This window comes from Mesorhizobium sp. C264A (assembly GCF_040324515.1).
GTDB lineage: Bacteria > Pseudomonadota > Alphaproteobacteria > Rhizobiales > Rhizobiaceae > Mesorhizobium.
Genome location: NZ_JAMYVY010000001.1, coordinates 1,979,616 through 2,005,293 on the forward strand (window position 1 = coordinate 1,979,616; position 25,678 = coordinate 2,005,293).

Genomic DNA, 25,678 nt, shown 5'->3' on the forward strand with positions numbered 1-25,678 from the left:
GCTGCAACGCAGATCGATCCCTTAACATGCGCGAAAGCGGTCCGAAACTGCCTGGACCAGTCGATTAACAGGAGGGTTATGCCGCTTCGACGACCCTGTCTTCGATGAGCAGCGGGATGAACGGCTCGTCCGGTGCTTCGGGCAGCACCAGCGCCCAGTGGATGATCTCCATCTTGCCGTCGAAATGTTCGACCACCGCCGTGCAGCTCTCCACCCAGTCGCCGGTGTTGATGTACTGCACATCCTCATAAGTCTCGATGGCGGCGTGATGGATGTGGCCGCAGATGACGCCGTCGACATGCGAGCGGCGGGCCTCCTCGGTCAGCACCGTCTGGAACGAGCCGATGAAGTTGACCGCGTTCTTGACCTTGACCTTGGCCCAGGACGAGAACGACCAGTAAGGGAGACCCAGCAAATGGCGGAGCTTCGTCACCACGCGGTTGACCATCATCGCGGCGTCATAGGCGTAGTCGCCGAGATAGGCCAGCCAGCGTGCATTGTGGACGACGGTGTCGAACTGGTCGCCGTGGATGACCAGCAGGCGCCTGCCATCGGCGGTTTCGTGGATGGCGCGGTCGGCAACGACGATGCCGCCGAAATGCACGCCTTGGAACTGGCGCGCGAATTCGTCGTGATTGCCGGCGATATAGGTGATCGAGGCGCCCTTGCGCGCCTTGCGCAGCAGTTTCTGGACGACGTCATTGTGGCTCTGCGGCCAATGCCAGCTGCGCCGCAGCCGCCAGCCGTCGATGATATCACCGACGAGATAGATGATATCGGCGTCGTGATACCGCAGGAAATCGATCAGGAACTCGGCCTTGGCCGCCTTCGATCCGAGATGCAGGTCGGATATGAACATGCTGCGGAAAGTGCGGGTTTCTGTACCGGACATCAGATCGTCACCGTTGCTTTCGCGCAGGCTATGCCCCGATTCATGCAACAACCGTATGACGGTTGCGATTGGGCCAGCCAAAGGGCTAGCGTGCCGCGCCATTCACAGGAGAAAATCGTCATGGATCTGGGCATCAAGGGCAAGAAGGCCATCGTCTGCGCATCGAGCAAAGGGCTGGGCCGCGGCTGCGCCATGGCGCTGGCCGAGGCCGGCTGCGATCTCGTCGTCAACGGCCGCAATGCCGAGCTGCTGGCAAAAACCGCAGCCGAACTGCGCGAACGCTACGGCGTGAAGGTGACCGAGATCGTCGGCGACGTCTCGAAACCCGAGGTGCAGAAGGCAATCCTGGCCGCCTGCCCCGACCCGGATATCCTGGTCAACAACAATGGCGGCCCGCCCTTGCGCGATTTCCGCGAACTCGACCGCGCAAAGATCCTCGAAGGCGTGACGCAGAACATGGTGACGCCGATCGAACTGGTGCAGGCCGTGATCGACGGCATGGCCAACCGCGGCTTCGGCCGCATCGTCAACATCACCTCGCTGTCGGTCTACGTCCCGATTCCCGGCCTCGATCTGTCGTCCGGCGCGCGCGCCGGCCTGACCTCGTTCCTGGCCGGCGTGGCGCGCACGGTGATCGACCGCAACGTCACCATCAACAGCCTGCTGCCGGGCAAGCTCGACACCGACCGGCTGCGCGGCCCGCATGAGGCCGGCACGATGGAAGACCCGGCAGCGGCCGCAGCGCGCAAGACCCGCATCAGCGCCGACGTTCCGGCCAAGCGGCTCGGCACGCCGGAAGAGTTCGGCCAGATCTGCGCCTTTCTGTGCTCGGTCCATGCCGGTTATCTCACCGGCCAGAACATCCCGGTCGATGGCGGCCTCTATGTCAGCGCGTTCTGAAGGGCTCAGTGCATCCTCAGCAGGATTTCCGCGCAACCGTTTGAAATAATTCGGTCTTTTCGGCCCCGGTTGTTTTAGCCGCCCTTGCGTTATTTGGCGTCGCGAAAAACCATTTTTGCGTGCTAAAAGGCTGCAAAGCAGGTTTGAGGGAGCGGCCGCATGGAAGGCGAGAACAAGAAAACGGCACGTTCGGACCTCGACGAAGCCGCCCTCTACTTCCACAAGCATCCAAGGCCGGGAAAGCTCGAGATTCAGGCAACCAAGCCGCTCGGCAACCAGCGCGATCTGGCGCTGGCCTATTCGCCGGGTGTTGCCGCGCCCTGCCTCGAAATCCGCGACAATCCGGCAACCGCGGCCGATTATACAGCGCGCGCCAATCTGGTCGGCGTCGTCTCCAACGGCTCGGCCGTGCTCGGGCTCGGCAATATCGGCCCGCTCGCCTCCAAGCCGGTGATGGAAGGCAAGGCGGTGCTGTTCAAGAAATTCGCCGGCATCGACGTCTTCGACATCGAGATCGACGCGCCGGGCATAGAGCGCATGGTCGAGACGATCTCGGCGCTGGAGCCGACTTTCGGCGGCATCAATCTCGAGGACATCAAGGCGCCCGAATGCTTCGAGGTCGAGGCGCAGTTGAAGGCCCGCATGGGCATTCCCGTCTTCCATGACGACCAGCATGGCACCGCCATCATCGTCGCCGCCGCCGTGCTCAACGGGCTGGAATTCGCCGGCAAGACCATTTCCGACATCAAGATCGTCACCTCAGGCGCCGGTGCGGCAGCGCTCGCCTGCCTCAACCTGTTGGTCTCGCTTGGCGCCAAGGTAGAGAATATCTGGGTCACCGACCGCTTCGGCGTCGCCTACAAGGGCCGCACCGATGAGATGGATCGCTGGAAAGACCCCTATGTGAAGGACACCGAGGCGCGCACGCTGACCGATGTGATCCCTGGCGCCGACGTTTTTCTCGGCCTGTCGGCCGCCGGCGTGCTGAAGCCGGAATTGCTTGATCATATGGCGCCTAAGCCGTTGATCCTGGCGCTGGCCAACCCCAATCCCGAGATCATGCCGGAGGTCGCGCGCGCCGCTCGTCCCGACGCGATGATCTGCACCGGCCGTTCCGATTTCCCCAATCAGGTCAACAACGTGCTTTGTTTTCCTTACATCTTCCGCGGTGCGCTGGATTGCGGCGCCAGCGCCATCAACGAGGAGATGAAGATGGCCGCGGTTCGGGCGATCGCCGCGCTTGCCCGCGAAGAACCATCCGACGTCGCCGCCCGCGCCTATTCCGGCGAGACGCCGATCTTCGGACCCGACTTCCTTATCCCCTCGCCCTTCGATCCCCGCCTGATCCTGCGCATCGCGCCGGCGGTGGCCAAGGCTGCCTGCGACACCGGCGTCGCGACCCGGCCGATCACCGACTTCGCCGCCTATATCGACCAGCTCAACCGCTTCGTCTTCCGCTCCGGCCTGGTGATGAAGCCGGTGTTTTCGTCGGCCAAGGCGTCGACCGCCAAGCGCGTCATCTATGCCGACGGCGAGGACGAGCGCGTGCTGCGCGCAGCCCAGGTGGTGCTGGAGGAAGGCATTGCCGAGCCGATCCTGATCGGCCGCCCGCATGTCATCGAGGTCAGGCTGAAGCGCTACGGCCTGCGTATCAAGCCGGGCGTCGATTTCGGCCTGATCAACCCTGAGGACGATCCGCGCTACCGCCATTATGTCGACCTGTTGATCGAGCTTGCCGGCCGGCGCGGCGTGACGACGGAGGCCGCGCGCACCATGGTGCGCACCGACAATACGGTGATTGCGGCACTGGCGCTGAAGCGCGGCGATGCCGACGCCATGATCTGCGGCCTCGAGGGCCGTTTCGAGCGGCATCTGCGCAATGTGACGCTGGTCATCGGACCACGCGCAGGCGTCAAGGACCGCGACCTGTCGACGCTGTCGATGCTGATCTCGCAACGCGGCATCATCTTCCTCACCGACACCCATGTCTCGGTCGACCCGACGGCCGAGGAGATCGCCGAAATGACCATTCTGGCGGCCGAGGAAATCCAGCGCTTCGGCATCGAGCCGAAGGCAGCGCTGCTGTCGCATTCGGATTTCGGCTCGCGCGATTCTCCCAGCGCGCTGAAGATGCGGCAGGCGGCGGCGATCCTGGCGCGCGTTGCGCCCGACCTGCAATGCGACGGCGAGATGCATGCCGATTCAGCCCTGTCGGAGCATCTGCGCCAGCGCGTCTATCCGCATTCGCGGCTGAAGGGCGAAGCCAATCTCCTGGTGTTCCCCAACCTCGACTCCGCCAACATCACGCTGACCGCGCTGCGCACGATGATGGACGCGCTGCATGTCGGGCCGATCCTGCTTGGCACCGACAAGCCGGCGCATATTTTGACCCCGTCAGTGACCTCGCGCGGCGTCGTCAACATGACGGCGCTTGCGGTGGTCGAGGCGGCGCACAAGGCGCAGGCGGTGGTTCATTTCGGCTGAGTTTCTCACGCAGGCGCGAAGCGGTAATGCCCGGTCTGCTTGAAGGCGAACAGCGTGTCCTCCTCGCGGGCGCCCGCCCCGATATTGTGGATGACCAGCGCTCGTTCCGGCACGTCCGCCGAGCGTTCGGATGAGACGATGACGATGTGCGGCAGGTTGCCGGGCAGCATCTGGGTGACGATATCGCCCGGCTGAAAGTCGGGAGGATACTCGCTGGCGGGCAAGGAAACTCCGTTGCGCCCGAAAAATGCGGCAAGATTGCCGACCCGTCGGTGGTCGATGTTGCGGTCGGTCGCTTTCAGGCCCCAGGTCTTGGGGTAGGCGGCGAAATTGGCGGCCATATCCTCATGCACCAGTTTCTGCAGGTCGAGCTTGAAGGCGCGGCGATAGGCGCGGACAATGACGTCCGTGCACACGCCTCGATCCGGCGCGACATCGCCGCCGGGATAGTCGAGGCGGACATAGGTCGGGTCGTAGAATGTGGTGACGCCGATCTGCTCACGCGCGGCTTCGACCAATTTGCTGCGCCAGTCCGGAGCGGCTGGATTTTCCTGCGCCAAGGCTGCGGGCGCCGCCAGGCACAGGAGGCCGAACTGCAGTGCGGTTCGACGGGTAATCGCGGTCATGCCAGGTCCCCGGGGCATTGCTGGATCGTGGGATAATTCCGGGGCGATTGCGCCTTTTTCATGCAGCGGTGAGATCGCACAGTTGCCGCTCTATCCAAACGCCTCCTGCAACGCGTCTATGGGCTAAGACCATCTTTGGTTGTAGATTGAGGGAACGGTTAACCGCGAATCCGGTAGACAGGCAGGCAAGCGGGGTTTCGGCCAATGACGGGCGGACGATGGAGGCTGAAGCATCTGGCTGCGCTGCTCGGCGCGCTTGTGCTTTCGGCCGTCGCCACCACTGAACCGCAGGCCGCCTCCCGCGTTTGCCGTCAACTGGAAGCCGAGCTTGCTTCTTCATCGAATGGCGGCGGCAATTCCAGCATGGTGCGGAAGTATGACAAGGCCATCTCCCGCCAGTTCGAACAGCTATCAAAGGTGCGCGGTCGTGCGAGCGATGCGAATTGCGGGTTTTCGCTGTTTTCGCGCAATGTCAGCCAATGTGCTGCGCTGAACAGCAGCATCGATGGCATGAACGCCAATCTCGATGCGTTGCAAGCCAAGCGCGCGCAGCTTGCCGGCGGCGGCTCGCGGGGCGACCGCGGCCGCATCCTGGCCGCGCTCGACGCCAATGGCTGCCGTGACGAGCCCGCGCCGCGCCGGGAGCCGCTGCAGGAAGCCAGCCGCGAACCCGACGACGGCAATCTGTTCGACCAGCTTTTCGGCGGCAACCGGCAGATCGACACGCTCGATCAGCCCGATGATCCCGGCGAGGAGCGCAATGTGCGCCGGGTGCTCAATCAGCCCGGCGTGCCGGATTTCCCGACGGTCGGCGGCGAGTTCCATACGAGCTGCGTGCGCACCTGCGACGGCTATTTCTTCCCGATGTCGAACTCGGCTTCGCTCGGCGATTTCGAGCGCGACCAGAAGAATTGCGAATCGAGCTGCCCCGGCACCGAAATGCAGGTGTTCTATTCGCGCGGCATGGAAGACGATTCGGCCAACATGACGTCGTCGGTGACCGGCAGGCCCTACAGCGAGTTGCCGACCGCCTATCTCTACAAACAGCCCAACATGTCGCGGCCGCTGGCTTGTGGCTGCAATGCGCAGGCCGGAAATTTCGAGATCATCGGCGGCAACCCGCCACCGCCCGAGCAATCGCAGCCTGATACCGAGACAACGCCATTCATTCTGGTGCCGGCGGCCAAACCCGATCCGGGCGCGGATCCGGAGACGCTGGCGAACGTACAAGGCGGGCTCGACCGCGCCGCCATCAAGCGCCTTGCCGTCAAGCCGGTGGTGTCGCCGGTGTCGCTGATCCCGCCGGACCAGCGCAAGGTCAGGGTCGTCGGGCCAGCGTTCCTTCCCGACCCAGCAGCGGCAATAGATCTGCAAGCTCCGGCCCGGAAGCAAGTCCGGTAAGCGCCAGCCTGAGCGGCATGAACAGCGCCTTGCCCTTTCGGCCGCTGGCTTCCCTGATCCTGGCCGTCCAGTCTTTCCAGACCGTACCGGTCCACGGCTCTTCCGGCAACAGGTCGAAGGCCTGCTGCAGGAAGTCGCGATCCTCGCCGGAAAATTCCGGCGCCGGCTGCGGGCCGTCGGCAAGGATGCGCCACCAGCCGACCGCGTCGCTCAGCCGGTCGAGATTGCCGCGCACCGCCAGCCAGAACGGCTCGGCCTTGTCGCCGGAGATGCCGAGCACGATCAGCCGGTCCCGCGCCTCGGAAAACGGCATGTGGTGCATGAGCGCACGATTGAGCACGAACAGCTCGTCCGGGTCGAATTTGGCCGCCGATTTCGACGTGGCGGCGGGATCGAAGCGCGCGGCCAGTGCCGGCATGTCATGCACCGCCGCGACATTTTCCGAGGTGCCGACAAGGACGGCCAGCGAAGCCACAGCCATCGGCTCGATGCCCTCCTCGCGCAGGCTTTCGATCGACAGCGCACCGCTGCGCTTCGACAGGCCCTCGCCCGAGGCCGTGGTCAAGAGATTGTGGTGGCCGAAGACAGGCGGCTCGGCGCCCAATGCCTTGAACAGCGCGATCTGCACGCCGGTGTTGGTGACGTGGTCGTCGCCGCGGATAACATGAGTGACCCCCATCTCGACGTCGTCGACGACCGATGGCAGCGTGTAGAGATAAGTGCCGTCCTCGCGCCGCAGCACCGGATCGGACAGTGAGGCCAGATCGACGGTTTCCTCGCCGCGCACCAGATCGTTCCAGTGCACTTCGGTGCGTTCGGGCTGCAGCGGATCGCTGGTGAAGTTGGGCAGCAGAAAGCGCCAGTGCGGCCGGCGGCCATCGGAGCGGTATTCGGCGATCTGCTGCTGCGAAAGCGCCAGCGCCTCGCGGCCATAGACCGGCGGCAGGCCGCGCGTGCGGCGCACCTTGCGGCGCAGGTCGAGTTCTTCGGGGGTCTCGTAGCAGGGATAGACAACGCCGGCTCTCTGCAGCCGCTCCACCGCCGCGTCGTAAGTTTCGAAGCGCCGCGACTGGTATTCGGTGGCGTCGGGAAAAATCCCCAGCCAGTGCAGGTCGTAGAGGATGGCGTCGGAAAATTCCTGCCTCGAGCGGGCAATGTCTGTGTCGTCGAAGCGCTGGATGAAACGGCCCTTGTTGTTCATGGCAAACAGCCAGTTGAACAAGGCGGTGCGGGCATTGCCGATATGAATGCGGCCGGTTGGTGAGGGGGCAAAACGGACGGTAACTGTCATGGGCGGGGCGTAACGGATGCTCTTGGAATTGACAAGACGCGCCCCCGCGCGAGGCCAAAGACATAATGCACGCCAGCTAAAATGAAAAGGCTGTGAGCCAGAATCCGGCCGGGCCTGCCTCGGGTGAACCGCTCACCAGCGGTCCACGCCGGCAGAATCGGGCTTTCCTCAGCCGCTTTTTGTCCCCGTTATCCACATATGTGACACACAAGATGTTGGGGTCACAAAAGCTACGCAAACGAATCCTTGACGACGCAAACCGAGTCGCCTTTTATGTGCCATGTGCTCTTGTTGAGGGCGCGACCGGAGAGTTTCGAGCCCGGTCATTTTTCCCGGATTTTGTGCGTTTTGGCCATGATTTCCGCCTGTTTACGAGGCTGGCGGAAGCGTTGGATCGTGGGGGCTTCGGGAGCGAAAAGGGAGATTTGTCGGACTGGAATAAATTGTCTGTTAACACTATATTTAGTGTTTGCAGGCAGGTTCGACGCTAGATAGTGTGAATTTCCCTCGGTCGAGGGAATCGAGGAAAAATTCAGTTTTGAGGGACCCGCAGGGTTCGGCGCAGAGTTGGAACAGCGGCTTCGTAAGAAGCTCGACCAGCAAGGCGACGAAGACTGCCACAAGGAGAGCCGGTGTTTTCGAACGCCGGCAGACGGCGGACATGCGCGTTTCGCATTGGGGGCAGAAATCCCCGGGGAAAAGCGCTATATATAGACAAAAGGGACCGGACCAATGCGCATCGAGCGTCGTTTCACCAAGCCAGGCCAATCAGCTTACGCGGAGATCGAATTCCGCAAGGCGCTTTCGGAGATCAAGAATCCGGACGGCTCGGTGGTGTTCCGCTTGGACAATATCGATGTGCCGGCGCAGTTCTCGCAGGTTGCCGCCGACATCCTGGCGCAGAAGTATTTCCGCAAGGCCGGCGTGCCCGCGCGCCTGAAGAAGGTCGAGGAGAACGACGTCCCCTCCTTCCTGTGGCGCTCCGTCGCCGACGAGGCCGAGCTTGCCAAGCTGCCGGAAGCCGAGCGCTACGGTTCCGAAATCGACGCCCGCCAGGTCTTCGACCGGCTGGCCGGTACCTGGACCTATTGGGGCTACAAGGGCGGCTACTTCAAGTCGGAAGAAGACGCCAGCGCCTTCCGCGACGAACTCGCCTATATGCTCGCCACCCAGCGCGTTGCGCCGAACTCGCCGCAATGGTTCAATACCGGCCTGCACTGGGCCTACGGCATCGATGGCCCGAGCCAGGGCCACTATTATGTCGACCCGTTCACCGGCAAGCTGACCAAGTCGAAGTCCTCCTACGAACATCCGCAGCCGCATGCCTGCTTCATCCAGGGCGTGCAGGACGATCTCGTCAACGAAGGCGGCATCATGGACCTGTGGGTGCGCGAAGCGCGTCTGTTCAAATATGGCTCGGGCACCGGCTCCAATTTCTCGATGCTGCGCGGCGAAGGCGAAAAGCTGTCGGGCGGCGGCCGTTCGTCCGGCCTGATGAGCTTCCTCAAGATCGGCGACCGCGCGGCGGGCGCCATCAAGTCGGGCGGCACCACGCGTCGTGCGGCGAAAATGGTCATTGTCGACGCCGACCATCCCGATATCGAGGAATTCATCGACTGGAAGGTCAATGAAGAGCAGAAGGTGGCGTCGCTGGTCACCGGCTCCAAGATCGTGAAAAAACATCTCGAAGCGATCATGAAGGCCTGCATCAACTGCGAAGGCCATGATGACGACTGCTTCGACCCGTCGATCAACACCGCGCTGAAGCGCGAGATCAAGGCGGCCAAGAAGTCGGCCGTGCCGGAGAACTACATCTACCGCGTCATCCAGTTCGCCAAGCAGGGCTACACCTCGATGTCGTTCAAAACCTACGACACCGACTGGGATTCCGATGCCTACCTCACCGTTTCCGGCCAGAACTCCAACAATTCGGTGTCGCTGAAGGACAATTTCCTGCGCGCCGTCGAGGACGATGCCGACTGGCACCTGACCGCCCGCAAGGACGGCAAGGTGCTGAAGACGCTGAAGGCACGCGACCTCTGGGAAAAGATCGGCTACGCCGCCTGGGCTTCGGCCGATCCGGGCCTGCATTTCAACACGACGATGAACGACTGGCACACCTGCGCTTCGGCCGGTGCGATCCGGGCCTCCAATCCGTGCTCGGAATACATGTTCCTCGACGACACGGCCTGCAACCTGGCCTCGATCAACCTGCTGCCCTACCGCAATGCCGACGGCACGATCGACATCGCCGCCTACGAGCACACGGTGCGGCTGTGGACCGTCGTCCTCGAAATCTCGGTGATGATGGCGCAGTTCCCGTCGAAGGAGATCGCCAAGCAGTCCTACGAATACCGCACGCTCGGCCTCGGCTATGCCAACATTGGCGGCCTGCTGATGACGTCCGGCATTCCCTATGATTCCGACGAGGGCCGCGCCATCTGCGCAGCGCTCACCGCCATCATGACCGGCACTGCCTATGCCACCTCGGCCGAGATGGCTGGCGAGCTCGGCGCCTTCGCCGATTACGACCGCAATGCGCAGAACATGCTGCGCGTCATGCGCAACCATCGCCGTGCCGCCTATGGCGAGAAACAGGGCTACGAGAAACTCGCCGTCAATCCGGTGCCGCTGGTCGCGTCCGACCTGAAGCAGCAGGAATTGGCCACGCACGCCAAGGCTGCCTGGGACCGCGCCATCGAACTCGGCGAAGAGCATGGCTACCGCAACGCGCAGGCGACCGTGATTGCGCCGACCGGCACGATCGGCCTGGTCATGGATTGCGATACCACCGGCATCGAGCCCGACTTCGCGCTGGTGAAGTTCAAGAAGCTCGCTGGCGGCGGCTACTTCAAGATCATCAACCGCGCCGTGCCGGAAGCGCTGCGCACGCTGGGCTATTCCGAGAGCCAGCTCGCCGAGATCGAGGCTTACGCTGTCGGCCACGGCAACATGAACCAGGCGCCGGCGGTCAACCCCGGCTCGCTCAAGGCGAAGGGTTTTACTGACGACAAGATCGCGGCGCTCAATGCGGCGCTGAAGTCGGCCTTCGACATCAAGTTCGTCTTCAACCAGTGGACGCTGGGCGCCGACTGGGTGAAGGAGACATTCGGCTTCACCGATGAGCAGCTCAACGACTTCTCGTTCGAGATGCTGCCGGCGCTGGGCTTCTCCAGGAAGGACATCGAGGCCGCCAACATCCATGTCTGCGGTGCGATGACGCTGGAAGGCGCGCCCTTCCTCAAGGCCGAGCATCTGGCGGTGTTCGACTGCGCCAGCCCGTGCGGCAAGATCGGCAAGCGCTCGCTGTCCATCAACAGCCACATCCAGATGATGGCGGCGGCACAGCCCTTCATCTCCGGCGCCATCTCCAAGACCATCAACATGCCCAACGATGCGACGGTGGAAGACGCCAAGGGCGCCTACATGCTGTCGTGGAAGCTGGCGCTGAAGGCCAACGCGCTCTACCGCGACGGCTCGAAGCTGTCGCAGCCGCTGAATTCGTCGCTGCTCGCTGACAGCGAGGATGACGAGGACGATGCGGTCGAGCAGTTGATCGCGGCGCCCGCTTCACAGCGTGCCGTGCAGGTCACCGAGAAGATCGTCGAGCGCGTCATCGAACGCCTCTACCGCGACCGCGAAAAATTGCCGAACCGCCGCAAGGGCTACACCCAGAAGGCAGTCGTCGGCGGCCACAAGGTCTACCTGCGCACGGGCGAATTCGATGACGGCCGCATCGGCGAGATCTTCATCGACATGCATAAGGAAGGCGCCGCTTTCCGGGCGATGATGAACAACTTCGCCATCGCCATCTCGCTTGGCCTGCAATATGGCGTGCCGCTCGAGGAATTTGTCGAGGCCTTCACCTTCACCAAATTCGAGCCGGCCGGCATGGTGCAGGGCAATGACGCCATCAAGAATGCGACGTCGATCCTCGACTATGTGTTCCGCGAGCTCGCCGTGTCCTATCTCGGCCGCCACGACCTCGCCCATGTCGACCAGTCGGATTTCGACAAGACGGCGCTCGGACGCGGCATCAACGAAGGCAAGGCGACGCCGTTCTCGAAGGGCCTTACCCGCGGCGCCTCGCCGGTCAAGTTGGTGTCTGGCTTAGGTGGCGAACCCAAGGGTTTTGCCGGATCGCCTGCCGCGGCCCCTGCCCGGGTCACTCCAACTGCGTTCTCAGGCTCCAACGTGCTGGCGCTTAAACCAGCAAGCGACGAAGCCATCGCCTACAAGCGCGACTATGAGGAGCGAGCCAAGGAACTGGTCGAAGATATTGTTTCCGAGGAGGCAGCCGATCCCACCGGGTTGTTCACCGACGAAGCAGCGAAAGAAGCGGCCGAGGCAAAGGCGCTTGCCTCTACGCGGCGTCAGCAATCCTTGATGCAAGGCTACACCGGCAACGAATGCTCGGAATGCCACAACTTCACCATGGTGCGGAACGGCACCTGCGAGAAGTGCGATACTTGTGGTTCGACGAGCGGGTGCAGTTGACACGAACGAACCTCTCTGCCGCCAACGCGGCAGAGAGGTTTTTTTTGAGGGAGAGTTTCACCTACAGGTGAAAAAGATAGGGAAACATAAAGATGGTCGAAAAAACTCTGACGGCATTTGGGTCCGCATGCCGGGAAATCAGAATGGCACGAAGGTTGCGGATGATTGATCAAGCAAAGGAGTTCAAGTGTTCGCCGTCATTTATCTCCGCTGTCGAGACTGGGGGAAAACAAGTTCCAGAGGGGTACGTAGAAAACTTTGGAAACTGGTTGAAATTGGACATCGTTACGAGAAAGCACCTACAGGCCCTCGCAGATGCCCGCATTAACGTTATTCGCTTTACGCCAATAAACAAAGAACGCGCAGCTCTTGCTAGAAGGTTATTTAGGAAGATCAACAAGATGTCCCCAGACGAGATACGAAAACTGGACGCAGAACTCCCAGGAGATGACAGATGAGTCATGACTATTGCGTATCCGCCAAGAGTCGCGCTGAGATCGAGATATTAGCAGCGGCATGGCGCCAAGCACTTCGCATAGGCACTACTTGCCAAAGCACCTGATATGGTTAGTGTCCTTGAAAATGAAATGCCCCGGCTTTTTGGCGATTTCGCACTAGTTGTCAAAGATGACCACCTGATGGACGGAGCGGAAGGGTATACCGAATTTGATCCGCCTTGCGTTGTCTTGTCAGGCACAACGTATCAATCCGCCGCGAACTTTGAAGGCCGCGGCAGGTGGACTGTGGCCCATGAGCTAGGGCATTTGGTTCTTCACAAATCGGCCGTTCCCCTTGATCGAGCCCCTAGGCGATATTCTCAGATGAAAGAGTTACCTGCGTACGCGAGCGCAGAATGGCAAGCTAACGCGTTTGCCGCCGGTTTTCTTATGCCGGAGACTCTAATTCGTGACTTCACCGACGTTTTGGAAATCATGCCGTTCTTTGCTGTGAGTAGGACAGCCGCCGAGAAACGCCTCCAAAATCTTGGCATCTCAGAGCCACATATAATTCCGCATCAGGTCAAGACGGCAATTACAGGAATGCAAAGCAAAGCCGCAGAAATACCAAAGCCGGCTCGTTAGAGCCGGCTTTGGATACCGCGAACAGGCCGGAGCCTACGCGGGGCGACGAGATCGAAATCCCATCTCCTCTAGCAAGGTTATCATATGGGGAGTCGGTTCTCGGAGTCGAGGTAGCTCTGGCAACACAGAGGAAAGATACCCAAATGGCCACCAATGAACGTAAGACTTTCGACATTGGACGAAGCTCAAAGAGCGGCCAATTCATTTCTGTGAAAGAAGCCGAGCGCCGCCCGAACACGACCACAGTCGAGCGTGTCCCCAAGCCCGGCTACGGGGACACCAAGAACGAACCGCCGCGCAAGAAGTAACATTGATAGGCGAAGTTTGCCGGGCGCGTCACCGCGGCCGGCAAGCCGTTTGAGGAAATTGCGCCAGGCGCCTCAAGCAGTCCGGTTTGAAGGAGTGACTATATGCGTTACGCGGTGGTGATTGAAAAAGCAGGCAACAATTTCTCTGCCTATGTGCCGGACCTACCCGGCTGCATCGCAACTGGTGCTACCGTGCCAGAAGTAGAAATCGAAATTCGCGACGCTATACGCTTTCACATCGAGGGCTTGCGTGCCGATGGGCTGGAGGTGCCCAAAGGAATCAGTCTCGCGGAATACGTAGAGGCATAAGCGGTAGCCTTCAGGACAACATCCTATCCCGGCACCCGCAGCGTCTGATCGTCGAACAGCGGCTCGTCCTGCCCCGCCCGAACGAACAGCACCCTCCGCCCCTCACCCGCCGGCGCCTCGAAATACTGAATACCATCCGGCATTTCGCCCCAGTCGCCGCAGGGCGGTTCGGGAACTTCGTCATTGGCTAGCGCCTTCAGCTCTTTCGCATAGGCAGCATCGGGGCTGAATGTGTAGCGTTTGACGCCCGCGGGCACGGTGCCCTCGGTGTAGGGCGTCAGCACGCAGCGGGCGCTGACTGATTTGTCGGTCTTTTCCAGCAACAGGCGCAACACCGCGGCCTCGGCGGTTTCGCCTGATTTGATGTCGAACACCTCGACCAGCGGATCGGGCGCGCCGCCATCGCTGTATTTGATGGCGAGCGCGTTGCCGACGAATTCGAAGTGGATCTGGCGAAAACCGAAATCGCAGCGCTGCACCCAGGCGGCCAGCCCAACCGTCTTGTCGGCCATTTTTTCCCAGACGCATTTGTCGATCGGCGGGCGCGATGGCGCCGGCTCGTCCGCCCGCGCTGCGGCTGATATCGTCGCCGAGGCAAACAGCGTGCAGATCCAGACAATCGGTCTCATGGCGCTATTCATCGCTGCATCCTGTCAATGTGAAGGCGTCCCACGCCGAGCCGTCCGGATTGGCATTGGCGAAATCGGCAAATTCGGTGAAGCCCGCGCCGAAATCGGGCAGCAACAGCCCTTTCGGCGCCGGTGTCGCTTCGCGCGAATTCAGCTGCTCGGCGCCGCCTCCGGTCAAGGCATAGACCTGGCCCATCCATATCCGGCAGAGACCGCTGCCATCCTCCAGCCCCGCTTCGCGGTCGTCGTCGGTGCAGGCGTGGCGGATGGTGCCGAGCGGAAACGAATTTTTGCCATTGGTCCAGGCGATGTCGGCCGGCAAGCGCGTGTCGGTGTTGGGCACGGTCACCGAAAACACTTCGGCCGTCAGTGCCGCCGGCTCATTGTCTAGCGGCCGGAATTGCAACACCGCGCCCGAACGCGGCTCGCGATAGGTGGCGTGGCTGAGCAGACATTCCTTTGCGCTCGCTGCCTGCACGGCGCCGAGCAGAGCCAGGCAAACGACGGCCAGCCTGCGAACGATCATTGGATGTCTCGTCATGAAAGTGGCGCCTCAGATAAAACCGACCAGCCAAGCCGCGCCGCCCAAAAACGCGGCCGAACAGACCCACAGCAGCCAAAGCCCGCGCACCCTGCATTCGAGCACTGCCGAGGCGGGGTTGGCTGGGTCGTAATGCACGTCGACCTTGCCGCCCTCGGCATAGCTGCGCGCCTGGCCGCTGACGAGGCCGGGCATTGAAGCGGTGACCGTGGCGCCGAAGGTGACGCGGTCTGAGGTGTAGTGCTGGCCTGCGACGCCGTAGCTGTACACGATGCGGGATTTGAAGACGGTGCTCCAGCGTCGATGGCTGCTGTAGTTTCGCAGCGTCTGCAGGCCCGAGGAGTCAATGCGGCCGGGGGCGACCGGCCATTTTGCCGCCTGCTCGGCAAGCGACTTCTGGACGAAGGCCATGCGCAGGATCATCAGGCCCATGAACAGCAGCAGCGCTCCGGCGCCGAGGTTCTGCGGCTTGGGCAGGTGCGGCCGGATCGCCTCCAGCACGCCACCGAGCGAAAACACCAGCACCACCGTGCCGATCACCAGCCCGGCCGAGAGCTTGACCATGAACTTGAAGGCGCCGTCCGGCAGGGTGCGTTCGATCACGGCCTTGCCCGGATCGGCCGGATTGTAGAAGACGGTCACTTCAGCGCCGGTGGGAAACTGCGCCAAGGTTTCGGTGACTTCGAAATTCCCCAGATTCTCCTTCACGCTGTAGCGCGAGCTTTGAAATTTCTTTTTACCGACCTTGTATTCGAAGGTGACCGCCGGAAAATTGCGCATCTCGGTGGTGTCGCTGCTGTCCGAGCCGACGCCCGACCTTCTGACTTCGCGCGCCTCGACGCGCGACGAGATGATCTTGCCCGGCGCCGGCAGCCAGTGGCTCATCGCCTGCACCTCGCGCCATTTGACGAAGGTGATGAACGACAGACCGCCCGCGATCGCGCAGGCAAATCCGACAATCAGAAATTTGAGCTCTACGTCCACCGCGTCCCCCAGGAGTGCCGGAAGCTACAAATAGATAGCACGGCGAAGGCAATGTCTTGATTATTCGCAAAGGACGAACCGCCCTTCCTCGGGTATCGAAGCCCCCTCAACTTTGTTAAGAGTCGCCCAAACTGTTAGGAGCCACGAGACCAGGATGACAGCACTGCGCGTTCTCTCGGATGCCTTCATTCCGGAACTCCCGAACCACTATAAAGGCAAGGTCCGCGAGAATTACGATCTGCCGGATGGCCGTCGCATCATCATCGCCACCGACCGGCTGAGCGCCTTCGATGTGATCCTGACCGCAATACCGCTCAAGGGAGAACTGCTGACGCAGACGGCGCGCTACTGGTTCGAGGAAACGGCGGATATCTGCCAAAACCATGTGCTCGATTATCCCGACCCCAATGTCGTCGTCGGCACCAGGCTCGACATTCTGCCGGTGGAAATCGTCGTTCGCGACTATCTCGCCGGCACCACCAGCACTTCGGTGCTGACGAAATACAAGAACGGCGAACGCGATATGTACGGCATCCGCCTGCCGGACGGACTGCGCGACAATGAGAAGCTGCCGCAGGCCATCATCACGCCGACCAGCAAGGCGCTCGATGGCGGCCATGACGAGCCCTTGACGCGCGACGAGATTTTGACGCGCGGCCTGTTGTCGGAAGAGCAATGGGACACAGTCTCGCGCTATGCGCTGGCGCTGTTTGCGCGCGGCAAGGCGCTGGCCGCTAAGCGCGGCCTGATCCTGGTCGACACCAAATACGAGTTCGGCACGGACAAGGATGGCACCATCATCCTTGCCGATGAAATCCATACGCCCGATAGCAGCCGCTACTGGCTTGCGGCAAGCTATGAGGAGCGCTTCAAGGCAGGCGAGCGGCCGCAAAGTTTCGACAAGGACTTTATTCGCGCCTGGGTGACCGCGCGCTGCGATCCCTACAAGGATCGTATTCCGAAAATCCCCGCCGAACTCATCGAGCAGACGTCGCGTGTCTATACGCAGGCCTTTGAGACCATCACCGGCAAGACCTTCACCGCCGATATCTCGGGAAAGACGGTGCTGGACCGCATTCGCGAGAACCTGCGCCCTTATTTCTGACGGCGGCTGGCGGCCGCCGGTCAACTTGCCGAGGTCGCGGACGCGGACGGTTCTGGCGGATCGCGCCACGTGCCGAGATATGATCCGCACAGGATGAGCGCGAAGGCCGCGACAATGCCGATATCGAGCGGCTCCGAAAGGACGAGCACGCCGGCTGCCACGGAGACGGCGGGCGCCACATAGGTGATGACGACCGCCCGTTCGGGGCCGATCTCCCGCACCAGCAGGAAGTAGGTGGCGAAGGCAATCGCCGTGCAAAACACGCCAAGACCGAGGATTGCGCCAACCACCGTTGTCGACGGCATGGCCAACGCCGCCGGCACAGCGTAGATCAGCGCGGCCCCTGCCAGACAGACTGCCGTCAGCGAGGTTGCCGGCACATCGTTCAGCCAGCGCGACGCGATGATCGAACCCGAGGCATAGCAGGCCGCGGCCATGAGAATCTCGACGACCGCGAGAAATCCGCCACCCAAGGTCGGCAGCGCCAGCACGAAGACACCGGCAAAACCGAGGAAAAGGCCGGTCCAGCGGCGTATCCCCAGCCGCTCATCCGAGCCCATCAGCTTTGAGAGCGCGACGGTTACGGCCGGCGTCATGGCAATCAGCAGTCCGGCGGTGGAACTGTCGATGCTGACTTCGCCATGGGTGATCAGCCCCCATGGCAGGATCATCTCGACCAGACAGAATGCGGCGACCGCCCGCCAATGTGTCTTCAGCCATGCGAAACTGCGCTGGACAAGGACGAAGGGCAGCAGCGCCAGGGCGCCGACGGCTGTTCGGGCAAAGACCAGGAAGGGCACCGACACCTCGGCAACCGCCAGCTTGATCAACAAATAGGGAATGCCCCACAGGAGGCTGAGCAGCACGAACAAAAACAGTCCGCGGCGCGTCATGACGGCCTCACAGCCAGAAAGGTGGTCCACTCTTCGCGATCGCGGCCGACGTTGAATTCATCTCCGACAAGGACCAGCCCGGCGTTTTCGAGGCGGGCCGCGAAGTCGTCCCTGCGCCAGTAGACCGTATGATATTGGCCGCTCTTCTCGCCATCGCCAATGCGCATCGAGACGAGTAAGGCGCCGCCCGGCCGCAGCGACCCGGCAATCTTGGCAAGCACCTGGTCGGCCTGCTCGCGCGGCACGTGGATCAGGACGCACAATGCGAGCACCGCGTCGTAGGGGCCGCCGAGATCGTCGGTGATGAGATCGAGAAACTCACCATGCTTGCCGCGTGCGGCCTGCAACTCGAGAAACCGCTTCGTTGCGTCTGTGCGCCGAACCTGGACACCGAGCCCTTCGACGAAGTCCGCATCGTATCCGGGTCCCGAACCGACTTCCAGAATCCGGCCACCTTTGCCGGCGATCTTCACCAGGCGCTTCAGCCATTTCTGTTCTCTTTGGTTCGGAACGTGCCGCACCAGAGCGTCGTAGCGTTCGGCATAGTCCTCATAGGCGTTGATCGTTTCGCGGCTCTTCGCCAGATCCTCGGATGGCACAGTCATCTTTCCCTCCCCTGGTCAAAGAGCTTGCTTAGCCAATGGTGCCGGGAGGCACGCGTCCGTCAAGCATACCGATATCCCTGAGGAAATGATCCGACAGCGAGCGGCGGTCGAGCAGGCCGCGCTTGCGAGGCCTGAACGGCGCGGTGAAGAGGTCGAGCACCGGGCGGCGAAGCGTGTTGTAGAGAGCGATGGTGGTGGTCATTGCCGTATCCTCAGGGTTTGATCCGATGAATGCAGCATGCCGTTTTCCGGGCTTGGTTTCCAATCGAACGTCGCGTAGTATGCATCAGCGGGATTGATGCGTCATGAGCTGGGAACTACCACCATTAGGAGCCATCAGGGTCTTTGAAGCCGCGGCCCGGCTGGGCAGTTTCACCAAGGCAGCCGAAGAACTCGGCATGACCCAATCAGCTGCCAGCTATCAGATAAAGGTGCTGGAAGAACGTGCCGGAACGCCGCTTTTCATGAGAAAAACAAGGCAGATCGCGCTGACCGAGGCCGGACAGCAGCTGGCGCCGCACGCAACAGGCGCGTTCTCGACCCTGGCCGACGCATGGGTCGCCACCAAGGGTGGAGCGACCGGCGTGCTGTCGGTGACGACCATGGAAACCTTCGCATCGAACTGGCTGGCCGTATGGCTTGGAACATTCCAGCTGATGCATCCCGATCTTGCCGTGAAGGTGAATACATCGCACGGGCTGGTCGATTTCACGCGCGGCGACATGGATGTCGGCATTCGCACCGGCAGTGGAAAATGGCCGGGCCTGACGGCTCACTATCTGTTCAAGGCGGACTATACGCCGATGCTCAGCCCGAGACTCGCCGAAAGCGTCGGCGGCATCCACCGCCCCGAGGATCTCTACCAAGTGCCGCTATGCTGTGCCGACGATCCCTGGTGGGAAATCTGGTTCAAGGCTGCCGGCGTGCCGTTCGAGCCCGATCGCGTCATCGCTGGCCCGAAGCTGGGTACGCAGGCCTATGATGCGATGGCGGCGCTGACCGACAAGGGCGCCGCGATCCTCACCAGAAACCTTTACAGCGCCCTGTTGGAAAAGGGCCAGTTGATACAGCCATTCGACGTGCTTGGCTCGGACGGCGACGGCTATTGGCTGGTGCATCTGGAGAGCCGCCGCAACGCGCCCAAAATCAAGGTGTTTCGCGACTGGGTGCTGGCGCAAACGGCAGAGATACGCGAACGCGAAAAGCGCGACAGCCCTCTAGGCACCGCGATAAAACTCGCCCGCGCCTCAACCCTCAGTCCTTGAAGGTCAACCCGTACTTTGCAACCTGCTCCTTCGGCATATCCGCAAGCGCCTGGCGCGTGGTGTAGCCGCCGTAGATCACCTTGCCGTTCTTGATCATCCAGTCCTCGACGTCGGCCTCGGTTACCGTCATCCTGTCGCCCATCTTGTACTTGTTGCCATTGACCGGCACGTCAGCAAGCAGGCCGATATAGGAGCCTTCGCTGTAGCCCACCAGCTGCAGCCAGATATGCTCGGTGGCGCCGTTCTGGGTCAGCGGGAATTTTACCGTGTAGGTGCCCGGCGTGCCGGCGTCCATCAGTTCGTGGAAGCGCTTGAGGGTCGAGCGGCCGCTGTCCTTGGCGGCCTGCATCGCCTTGTCCTCGGTGGAATAGGACACGACGTTCTGCTTCGACTCCGCCAGCGAAGCGCCACTGCCGCCCGGCATGTGGCCGAGCGAACTGAAAAACCCGTAGCCGACGGCGGCGGCAAGTGCGACAGCCACAACTGGATTGCGCATGGATCCCTCCGAAAACCCGATCACGGGCACGTTACCGGAAGGCTGTTGCGATACCGCTAAAGGACACAGTGAGCGGATCGTTAGCGAGACGCTGAAAATTCAACCCAAGGCGCAGCGGCAGGCAGCGCAGGCGCACCGGCACCGGCCTGACGTTCAGTCGGCGTCGGCGACGGTCGTCTGCCCGCCTGCCCATGCCCTCCAGGCGCGCTCGTCGCCATGGAAGACGTTGAGGTCGATGCGGCCGGTCACGCCGTGCGACAGGCCGGAGCCGGAGTACTGCCAGAACAGCCATTTGCGGCCGGGATAGACTTTGAGGGATGCCGCGCCACGGCGCGCAGCCAGAACGGATAATCGAGAAACGCACCCTTGAGATTGTCGCGATAGAAATCCGGTGCGGTGTAGATGATGGGCCGCTGGCCGTAATGGCGCTCCAGCTTGTCCATGAACACCTTCATCTTTTCCAGCACGGTGGCCCGCGACGGCCGCCGCTTGCAGGAAGATTCGCCGTTCCACTCGACATCGATTACCGGTGGCAGCGCGCCTTCGACCCTCGGCACATTGCGGATGAACCAGTCGGCCTGCTCGCCCGCGGTGCGGCACCAGTAGAAGAAATGATAGGCGCCGCGCTTCAGCCCGGCGGCGTCGGCATTGCGCCAGTTCTTCATGAACATCGGATCGAGATGGTCGCCGCCATCGGTCGCCTTGATGTAGGCGAAGTTGGCGCCCTGGGCGCGCAGCTTGCCCCAGTTGACATTGCCCTGCCAGCGCGAGACGTCGACGCCGTGGACGGCAAGGTAGCGTGGCGAAGCCTTGCCGAAATTGATCGGCTTGGCGTCGCGAAAACCGTAGCGGGTGACCGGCGTGGCCAGCATGGCCGGCGCAGCGCGCGTCAACCGCTTCGGCGCAGACATCAGAGCGGCGGGCTCGAGCTGTGGTCTGGTGCTCCCCTGCGGCGTGCCCGCGACGATGGCCTCTTCTTCCTCGACCATGGAAAAGGGCGGCGCATTGTCGGCCACCATATCGGACCGCATCGGCGCGAGGTCGGCGGTCTCCACCGGAGCCGCTGTGACCGGCGCGCTCGGACGCACGACCGAACTGGTCGTCTCGTTCGACGGTTGCAAGCCATCGACGCCCGCTGTGGACGAACAGCCGGCAAGCCACAGCGATGCCAACATGAAACTGACGACGCCTGAAATCCGCATCTGGACCTGTACGCAAAACACAACAGACCGAAGGCAAACAGACGCCGCCGGACAAACCGGCCTCGATTACTAACGAGAAATTACCAACAAAGTTTGAATCAAGTTATTAGGAATTGGCCGGACGAAGGATCATAGCCTTACCTTCCCAGCCATTGCTGCAAACAAGTCTTGGCCACCACATGCGCCGGTGGCACGGCGTCGGCGGCCGGGCGGCGGGCACGTTCGAGCAGCAGGCGAACCTGTTCGGGGCGCACGCGGTCACGCTCCATGACGAGGAGGACCATCGGATCGCTCAAAAGCTCGTCCAGGGTGCTGATTCTGTCGCTCATCGGTCGTCTCCTCGATACCGGCCCGCAGACGATAGATAGGCAGCCAATCATGGCCCGCCAATGACGCTTTGCCGGCTATGTCGTGGTTTCGGGATTAATTTCCGGTAAGGCCGGCGTCAGTTCGGAGGCGGCGCGCCTTCATGGTGCGGCAGGCCGTCATCTAGCTGCAGCCAGGGCTGCTTCGAGGCGGTCCACATATGCATTTCCGGCTCGAACAGCGAGGGATCGTCGAGCGAGCCGGTGGTGATGCCGACGATGCCGGCGGAGTCGCGTCGGGAAAACAGCGTGGTGCCGCAAGCGGCGCAAAAGCCGCGCTTGAGGTCCGGAGAGGTGTTGACCGTCGCCACCTCTCCCTCGACCGTGACATCGTCGATGCGAAACAAAAGGCGGGCGTTGAAGGCCGCGCCTATGACCTTCTGGCAGCGCCGGCAGTGGCAGACGCGCTGGTTGAGCGGCGCCGCCTCGGTGCCGTAGCGCACTGCCCCGCAATGGCATCCGCCCTGGTATTTCGTCATCATTCGAACCCATCACACTGAAGGTCTCTTGATGATATCGACAGGTACCTTTCGGTCAATTGAAAAGCCCTGATGGCGCCATCGATTGCGCCGATAGGACTAATGGCTGCGCCAGGGCTTCGTGGTTTCGCAGGCACAAAAAAGCCGGCCACCTCTTCGAGACGGCCGGCATGTATTTTCAGGCAAGCTATTTCGTTTCGCTGAGGACTTCGTCCCAGGTCTTCACCTTGGTTTCGCCATTGAGGAAGGGCAGTGCCGCGGCCGTCAGCTCCGGTGCGAAGAAGACGTCGTAGTGGGTGCGATTGGGAATGATGGCCAGCCGGTTCTGCGACAGGTTCTCACGCATCCAGCCGGCATCCTTCAGCCCGCCGCCGATCATCTGGTAGAACCTGATCTCGTGCTCGGGCTTGTACATGTCGCTGTCGCCATAGGCCAGCATAACTGGCATCTTCAGCTTCGCCACATCGGCGGAATAGTCGTAATCCTTGCGCATGAAATTGCCCAGCGCATCGAGCAGTTTAGGGAAATCGTCGGGACGTGGGGCGACGGCGACGTAGGATTTGTACATCGGCGTGTCCTTCATGAAATCGGCGGCGGCCGCGCTCACCTGCGCCTGCTGGCCGCGCATCTCGTCATAGAAGCCATTGGCGGCGAAGCCGGTCGAGACCAGGACCAGACGTCTCACCGTCTCGGGATGCTGAACGGCCATACGGAAGGCGACGCCGCCGCCCAGCGAATAGCCAAGCACGTCGACCTTGTCATAGCCGAGCGCCTTGACGATACCAGCCATGTCGTCGCCCATCCCCTCCAGGCTGAAGGGTCGCTCGCCGAGCGCGGTGCGGCCATGGCCCTGCAGGTCAACGGCAATGATGGTGCGGTTTTCCGCCAGCTTCGGCAGCAGCGGCGCGAACATGTCCGACGTGCCAAGGCCGCCATGCAGCAGAAGCAGCGGTTCGCCCTTGCCGTAGACGGCATAGTAGTAATTCAGGCCGTCGATCGGCAGCAGGCCGGACTTTTCCGGCTTCGGCATGGCTGTTGCTCCGGTGGTCATGGCGGGCTTGGTCTCCACTGCATTGGCTGGGCCGGGCGCTGCAAACAAGGCAGCGACCGAGGCAAGAATGGCGAAATAGATTGGTCTGGACATGTCGGTCTCCTCGGGTTCCGCCCCAAGGACGAGCGAGCACGCCGCATGCCGACATGCCCTGCGAAAAAATCCGCGGAAGAATGACCGGTTTGGCTGTTTTCGATCGGGTCGCGCGCCTCAGTGGCGCTTGGCCTGCACCAGATAGGCGTCGATCTCGGTCTCGCCGAGCCATTTGGCGGCTTCCAGCCGGTGCAGGCCCTCGACCAGGATGTGGCGCTTGCCGTCATTGCGAACCAGGATCGGCGTCTTCATGCCGTTTTCCAGTATGTCTTCGGCCAGGTGCCGGACCGTTTCGGGATGCAGCGTCTTCTTGCGCGCCGTCGGCACGTAGATGTCATCGACCTTGACCTTCTGCACTCTCAGCATGCCGGCTCCCGAGGCGGAACATACCGCCTCGCCTGAGATAGTCGGTTTGCCGGGTGCGGCCAAGAGCGGCCAAGCAATTGTGTCGTATGCAATTGCTGGCCCGATCGTTTCCATTTGACGCTTGGCCGGCAGATGGCCGAAATGGCGGCCTGTCACTTTTCCGGTGTTCATGACCCATCTGCCAACCGAATTTCCCGATTTCGGACTGACGCCCGAGCAGCGCCGCGAGGCGGTGCGCGGCCATTACTATGAATGGCCGGGAATGGACGGCGAGCGGGGCGAGATCTGGTGCTATTCTGATCGATTTTCCTACCGCGCCGGCGAGACCGTGACGCTGCATGTCAGCTCGACGGCGCCGCGCTTCAGCATTGTCATTGTCCGCGACGGCGGCAGCGAGACAAAGGTCTTCGAGCAAACGGGGCTATCGGCGCGCTGGCAGGATACGCCCGACCAGTGCTCGGTCGAAGGCTGCGGCTGGGAGGCGTCGTTTCAATTCAGCATCGGCAAGGATTGGCCGTCCGGCGCCTACCGGCTAACGCTGACCGCGGACGGCGGCGACGGCAAGCCGATCCACTGCCACCACCTCATCATCGTCGCGCCCCTGCCCGGCAAAAAGCCCGGTCGCGTGCTGCAGGTGGCGGCGACGGGCACCTGGCTGTCCTACAACACCTGGGGCGGCTCCAACGCCTATCAGGGTATCACCGGACCTGGCCGCGACCAATATGCGCGCATGGTGTCGACGCAGCGGCCGTGGTGCCGCGGCTTTGTCGTGCTGCCCAAGGACGCGCCGCGCGTGCCCCTGGAGGTCGCGGTGCCGCCGAAAGCCGTGCCGCGCTATCCGCACATGGAATGGGCGTACGCCACCGGACATTCGAAGAAATACACCTCCTCCGGCTGGGCGAGCTATGACTGCCACTTCTTCCGCTTTGCCGAGCGCGCCGGCTACGGCGTCGATCTCGCCAGCCAGCACGATTTGCACTTCTCGCCCGAAATCCTCGATGGCTATGACTGCGTGGTCTTCGTCGGCCATGACGAGTACTGGACCTGGGAAATGCGGGACGCCGTCGACAACTACGTCGAGCGCGGCGGTCATGCGGCGCGCTTTGCCGGCAATTTCATGTGGCAGACCAGGCTCGAGGACGAAGGCCGGCGGCAGGTCTGCTACAAATACCGGGCGCGCGCCGAAGACCCAGCCTACTTCCGAGGCGGCGACGTCACCCGCGCCACCAACTCCTGGGAAGCGCCTGAGATCGGTCGTCCCGGCGCAATGACGTTCGGCCTCAACGCGACGCGCGGCGTCTATGCCGGCTGGGGCGGATGCGCACCGCGCGGCGTGCGCGGCTTTCCGGTCTATCGGCCCGAGCACTGGGCCTTTGCCGGCACCGGCATGTACTATGGCGACCTGCTCGGCGCCGACAGCCATGTCTATGGCTATGAGGTCGACGGGCTCGATTTCGAGATCCGCGGCGGCCTGCCCTATCCGACACCGGACAGCGGTGCGCCTGACGGGCTGCAGGTGCTGGCCGTCGGCATGGCGAGCCAGGTCGAGGAAAGCGCCGACATCCCGATCGAGGACCAGTTTCTCACCGACGAGGATGGCCGCTTTACGGCCGAAACGCTGTTTGGCGAGGCGACCGACGCCAATCTGGAAAAGGTCAAACGCGGCAACGGCATGATCGTCAATTTCCCGCGCGGCAAGGGCGAGGTTTTCCACGCCGGAAGCTGCGAATGGGTGGCCGGCCTGCTCAGGCAGGATCCGATGGTCGAGCGCGTGACCAGGAATGTAATCGACCGCTATCTCGGAAAGACCTGAC

At 62.2% G+C, this 25,678-nt stretch carries 25 protein-coding genes and 1 pseudogene; 11 read left to right on the forward strand and 15 right to left on the reverse strand.

Features of this window, described 5'->3' with window-relative positions; genetic code table 11:
• Positions 1-76: 76 nt before the first annotated feature.
• Positions 77-892, reverse strand: a complete 816-nt coding sequence (locus NKL04_RS09760) for a UDP-2,3-diacylglucosamine diphosphatase (RefSeq protein WP_031210007.1) — start codon at positions 890-892, stop codon at positions 77-79.
• Between the two features lie 120 nt (positions 893-1,012).
• Between NKL04_RS09760 and NKL04_RS09765 the strand changes: the two genes are divergently transcribed.
• Positions 1,013-1,792 (forward strand): SDR family oxidoreductase, encoded by a 780-nt coding sequence (locus NKL04_RS09765; RefSeq protein WP_023703270.1) that lies wholly within the window; start codon positions 1,013-1,015, stop codon positions 1,790-1,792.
• Between the two features lie 159 nt (positions 1,793-1,951).
• Positions 1,952-4,276, forward strand: coding sequence for an NADP-dependent malic enzyme (locus tag NKL04_RS09770; RefSeq protein WP_023703271.1), 2,325 nt, complete (start codon positions 1,952-1,954; stop codon positions 4,274-4,276).
• A gap of 5 nt (positions 4,277-4,281) precedes the next feature.
• Here NKL04_RS09770 and NKL04_RS09775 read toward each other — a convergent pair whose 3' ends face one another.
• Complete coding sequence (locus NKL04_RS09775; protein ID WP_023703272.1) at positions 4,282-4,902, reverse strand: DUF1287 domain-containing protein; 621 nt, start codon at positions 4,900-4,902, stop codon at positions 4,282-4,284.
• A 204-nt stretch (positions 4,903-5,106) separates the two neighbouring features.
• On the opposite strand from NKL04_RS09775, the gene NKL04_RS09780 reads away from it, so the two are divergent.
• Positions 5,107-6,303: a DUF2865 domain-containing protein gene (locus NKL04_RS09780; protein ID WP_352723675.1), complete on the forward strand. Its 1,197-nt coding sequence runs from the start codon at positions 5,107-5,109 to the stop codon at positions 6,301-6,303.
• Here the strand turns inward: NKL04_RS09780 and gltX are convergent.
• The gene (gene gltX, locus NKL04_RS09785; protein ID WP_023700818.1) at positions 6,221-7,594 is read right to left on the reverse strand and encodes a glutamate--tRNA ligase; all 1,374 of its coding nucleotides are present in this window, start codon (positions 7,592-7,594) and stop codon (positions 6,221-6,223) included. The two genes, NKL04_RS09780 and gltX, sit on opposite strands and share 83 nt — an antisense overlap.
• Positions 7,595-8,326: 732 nt before the next feature.
• On the opposite strand from gltX, the gene NKL04_RS09790 reads away from it, so the two are divergent.
• The 5 genes from NKL04_RS09790 (at position 8,327) to NKL04_RS09810 (ending at position 13,790) form a co-directional block, all read left to right on the forward strand.
• Complete coding sequence (locus NKL04_RS09790) at positions 8,327-12,091, forward strand: vitamin B12-dependent ribonucleotide reductase (RefSeq protein WP_023700819.1); 3,765 nt, start codon at positions 8,327-8,329, stop codon at positions 12,089-12,091.
• Positions 12,092-12,183: 92 nt separating this feature from the next.
• On the forward strand, positions 12,184-12,549 hold the full coding sequence (locus NKL04_RS09795; protein WP_156951450.1) for a hypothetical protein: 366 nt from the start codon (positions 12,184-12,186) through the stop codon (positions 12,547-12,549).
• A gap of 105 nt (positions 12,550-12,654) precedes the next feature.
• Positions 12,655-13,173, forward strand: coding sequence for an ImmA/IrrE family metallo-endopeptidase (locus NKL04_RS09800; RefSeq protein WP_023700821.1), 519 nt, complete (start codon positions 12,655-12,657; stop codon positions 13,171-13,173).
• 143 nt (positions 13,174-13,316) lie between these two features.
• Positions 13,317-13,481, forward strand: coding sequence for a hypothetical protein (locus NKL04_RS09805; RefSeq protein WP_023700822.1), 165 nt, complete (start codon positions 13,317-13,319; stop codon positions 13,479-13,481).
• 102 nt (positions 13,482-13,583) lie between these two features.
• Positions 13,584-13,790: a type II toxin-antitoxin system HicB family antitoxin gene (locus NKL04_RS09810; RefSeq protein WP_023669048.1), complete on the forward strand. Its 207-nt coding sequence runs from the start codon at positions 13,584-13,586 to the stop codon at positions 13,788-13,790.
• Positions 13,791-13,813: 23 nt separating this feature from the next.
• On the opposite strand, the gene NKL04_RS09815 is transcribed toward NKL04_RS09810, so the two are convergent.
• The 3 genes from NKL04_RS09815 to NKL04_RS09825 are packed head-to-tail and all read right to left on the reverse strand — an operon-like array spanning position 13,814 to position 15,944.
• A complete protein-coding gene (locus NKL04_RS09815) occupies positions 13,814-14,419 on the reverse strand; it encodes a hypothetical protein (protein WP_245259856.1) in 606 nt (201 codons plus the stop codon).
• Between the two features lie 4 nt (positions 14,420-14,423).
• Positions 14,424-14,945 carry a hypothetical protein gene (locus tag NKL04_RS09820; protein WP_023700824.1) on the reverse strand — a complete coding sequence of 174 codons (522 nt, stop codon included), beginning with the start codon at positions 14,943-14,945 and terminating at the stop codon, positions 14,424-14,426.
• A gap of 27 nt (positions 14,946-14,972) precedes the next feature.
• On the reverse strand, positions 14,973-15,944 hold the full coding sequence (locus tag NKL04_RS09825; RefSeq protein WP_023700825.1) for a DUF3592 domain-containing protein: 972 nt from the start codon (positions 15,942-15,944) through the stop codon (positions 14,973-14,975).
• Positions 15,945-16,107: 163 nt separating this feature from the next.
• On the opposite strand from NKL04_RS09825, the gene NKL04_RS09830 reads away from it, so the two are divergent.
• A complete protein-coding gene (locus tag NKL04_RS09830) occupies positions 16,108-17,049 on the forward strand; it encodes a phosphoribosylaminoimidazolesuccinocarboxamide synthase (protein ID WP_023700826.1) in 942 nt (313 codons plus the stop codon).
• 20 nt (positions 17,050-17,069) lie between these two features.
• Here NKL04_RS09830 and NKL04_RS09835 read toward each other — a convergent pair whose 3' ends face one another.
• Genes NKL04_RS09835 through NKL04_RS09845 form a run of 3 tightly spaced genes read right to left on the reverse strand, consistent with a single transcriptional unit; the run spans position 17,070 to position 18,749 of the window.
• Positions 17,070-17,942: a DMT family transporter gene (locus NKL04_RS09835; protein ID WP_023700827.1), complete on the reverse strand. Its 873-nt coding sequence runs from the start codon at positions 17,940-17,942 to the stop codon at positions 17,070-17,072.
• Complete coding sequence (locus tag NKL04_RS09840; protein WP_023700828.1) at positions 17,939-18,547, reverse strand: class I SAM-dependent DNA methyltransferase; 609 nt, start codon at positions 18,545-18,547, stop codon at positions 17,939-17,941. Before NKL04_RS09840 ends, NKL04_RS09835 begins: the two co-directional genes overlap by 4 nt.
• Before the next feature lie 28 nt (positions 18,548-18,575).
• Positions 18,576-18,749 carry a hypothetical protein gene (locus tag NKL04_RS09845; protein WP_023669054.1) on the reverse strand — a complete coding sequence of 58 codons (174 nt, stop codon included), beginning with the start codon at positions 18,747-18,749 and terminating at the stop codon, positions 18,576-18,578.
• A 103-nt stretch (positions 18,750-18,852) separates the two neighbouring features.
• Between NKL04_RS09845 and NKL04_RS09850 the strand changes: the two genes are divergently transcribed.
• Positions 18,853-19,812: a LysR substrate-binding domain-containing protein gene (locus tag NKL04_RS09850; RefSeq protein ID WP_023700829.1), complete on the forward strand. Its 960-nt coding sequence runs from the start codon at positions 18,853-18,855 to the stop codon at positions 19,810-19,812.
• Here the strand turns inward: NKL04_RS09850 and NKL04_RS09855 are convergent.
• The 6 genes and pseudogenes from NKL04_RS09855 to NKL04_RS09880 all read right to left on the reverse strand — a co-directional run bounded on the left by NKL04_RS09855 (position 19,802) and on the right by NKL04_RS09880 (position 23,864).
• Positions 19,802-20,308: a DUF2314 domain-containing protein gene (locus tag NKL04_RS09855; RefSeq protein WP_023700830.1), complete on the reverse strand. Its 507-nt coding sequence runs from the start codon at positions 20,306-20,308 to the stop codon at positions 19,802-19,804. The two genes, NKL04_RS09850 and NKL04_RS09855, sit on opposite strands and share 11 nt — an antisense overlap.
• A 153-nt stretch (positions 20,309-20,461) precedes the next feature.
• Positions 20,462-21,510: pseudogene (locus tag NKL04_RS09860) on the reverse strand (glycoside hydrolase family 25 protein).
• A 137-nt stretch (positions 21,511-21,647) separates the two neighbouring features.
• Positions 21,648-21,839, reverse strand: a complete 192-nt coding sequence (locus NKL04_RS09865) for a hypothetical protein (RefSeq protein ID WP_023700831.1) — start codon at positions 21,837-21,839, stop codon at positions 21,648-21,650.
• Between the two features lie 116 nt (positions 21,840-21,955).
• Positions 21,956-22,354, reverse strand: coding sequence for a GFA family protein (locus tag NKL04_RS09870; RefSeq protein ID WP_023700832.1), 399 nt, complete (start codon positions 22,352-22,354; stop codon positions 21,956-21,958).
• Positions 22,355-22,541: 187 nt separating this feature from the next.
• On the reverse strand, positions 22,542-23,498 hold the full coding sequence (locus tag NKL04_RS09875) for an alpha/beta fold hydrolase (RefSeq protein WP_023700833.1): 957 nt from the start codon (positions 23,496-23,498) through the stop codon (positions 22,542-22,544).
• Between the two features lie 117 nt (positions 23,499-23,615).
• Positions 23,616-23,864: a ParB N-terminal domain-containing protein gene (locus NKL04_RS09880; RefSeq protein WP_023700834.1), complete on the reverse strand. Its 249-nt coding sequence runs from the start codon at positions 23,862-23,864 to the stop codon at positions 23,616-23,618.
• 169 nt (positions 23,865-24,033) lie between these two features.
• Between NKL04_RS09880 and NKL04_RS09885 the strand changes: the two genes are divergently transcribed.
• Positions 24,034-25,677, forward strand: coding sequence for a N,N-dimethylformamidase beta subunit family domain-containing protein (locus NKL04_RS09885; RefSeq protein WP_023700835.1), 1,644 nt, complete (start codon positions 24,034-24,036; stop codon positions 25,675-25,677).
• Position 25,678: the final 1 nt, after the last annotated feature.

Bases quoted from the DNA above. Each gene is read 5' to 3' on its own strand.
- NKL04_RS09765 (WP_023703270.1), top strand. From the start codon at position 1,013: ATGGATCTGGGCATCAAGGGCAAGAAGGCCATCGTCTGCGCATCGAGC.
- NKL04_RS09840 (WP_023700828.1), bottom strand. From the start codon at position 18,547: ATGACTGTGCCATCCGAGGATCTGGCGAAGAGCCGCGAAACGATCAAC.
- NKL04_RS09850 (WP_023700829.1), top strand. From the start codon at position 18,853: ATGAGCTGGGAACTACCACCATTAGGAGCCATCAGGGTCTTTGAAGCC.
- NKL04_RS09790 (WP_023700819.1), top strand. From the start codon at position 8,327: ATGCGCATCGAGCGTCGTTTCACCAAGCCAGGCCAATCAGCTTACGCG.
- NKL04_RS09855 (WP_023700830.1), bottom strand. From the start codon at position 20,308: ATGCGCAATCCAGTTGTGGCTGTCGCACTTGCCGCCGCCGTCGGCTAC.
- NKL04_RS09775 (WP_023703272.1), bottom strand. From the start codon at position 4,902: ATGACCGCGATTACCCGTCGAACCGCACTGCAGTTCGGCCTCCTGTGC.
- NKL04_RS09845 (WP_023669054.1), bottom strand. From the start codon at position 18,749: ATGACCACCACCATCGCTCTCTACAACACGCTTCGCCGCCCGGTGCTC.
- NKL04_RS09875 (WP_023700833.1), bottom strand. From the start codon at position 23,498: ATGTCCAGACCAATCTATTTCGCCATTCTTGCCTCGGTCGCTGCCTTG.
- NKL04_RS09865 (WP_023700831.1), bottom strand. From the start codon at position 21,839: ATGAGCGACAGAATCAGCACCCTGGACGAGCTTTTGAGCGATCCGATG.
- NKL04_RS09815 (WP_245259856.1), bottom strand. From the start codon at position 14,419: ATGAGACCGATTGTCTGGATCTGCACGCTGTTTGCCTCGGCGACGATA.
- NKL04_RS09805 (WP_023700822.1), top strand. From the start codon at position 13,317: ATGGCCACCAATGAACGTAAGACTTTCGACATTGGACGAAGCTCAAAG.
- NKL04_RS09820 (WP_023700824.1), bottom strand. From the start codon at position 14,945: ATGATCGTTCGCAGGCTGGCCGTCGTTTGCCTGGCTCTGCTCGGCGCC.
- NKL04_RS09795 (WP_156951450.1), top strand. From the start codon at position 12,184: ATGGTCGAAAAAACTCTGACGGCATTTGGGTCCGCATGCCGGGAAATC.
- NKL04_RS09800 (WP_023700821.1), top strand. From the start codon at position 12,655: ATGGTTAGTGTCCTTGAAAATGAAATGCCCCGGCTTTTTGGCGATTTC.
- NKL04_RS09810 (WP_023669048.1), top strand. From the start codon at position 13,584: ATGCGTTACGCGGTGGTGATTGAAAAAGCAGGCAACAATTTCTCTGCC.
- NKL04_RS09870 (WP_023700832.1), bottom strand. From the start codon at position 22,354: ATGACGAAATACCAGGGCGGATGCCATTGCGGGGCAGTGCGCTACGGC.
- NKL04_RS09760 (WP_031210007.1), bottom strand. From the start codon at position 892: ATGTCCGGTACAGAAACCCGCACTTTCCGCAGCATGTTCATATCCGAC.
- NKL04_RS09885 (WP_023700835.1), top strand. From the start codon at position 24,034: ATGACCCATCTGCCAACCGAATTTCCCGATTTCGGACTGACGCCCGAG.
- gltX (WP_023700818.1), bottom strand. From the start codon at position 7,594: ATGACAGTTACCGTCCGTTTTGCCCCCTCACCAACCGGCCGCATTCAT.
- NKL04_RS09780 (WP_352723675.1), top strand. From the start codon at position 5,107: ATGACGGGCGGACGATGGAGGCTGAAGCATCTGGCTGCGCTGCTCGGC.
- NKL04_RS09835 (WP_023700827.1), bottom strand. From the start codon at position 17,942: ATGACGCGCCGCGGACTGTTTTTGTTCGTGCTGCTCAGCCTCCTGTGG.
- NKL04_RS09880 (WP_023700834.1), bottom strand. From the start codon at position 23,864: ATGCTGAGAGTGCAGAAGGTCAAGGTCGATGACATCTACGTGCCGACG.
- NKL04_RS09770 (WP_023703271.1), top strand. From the start codon at position 1,952: ATGGAAGGCGAGAACAAGAAAACGGCACGTTCGGACCTCGACGAAGCC.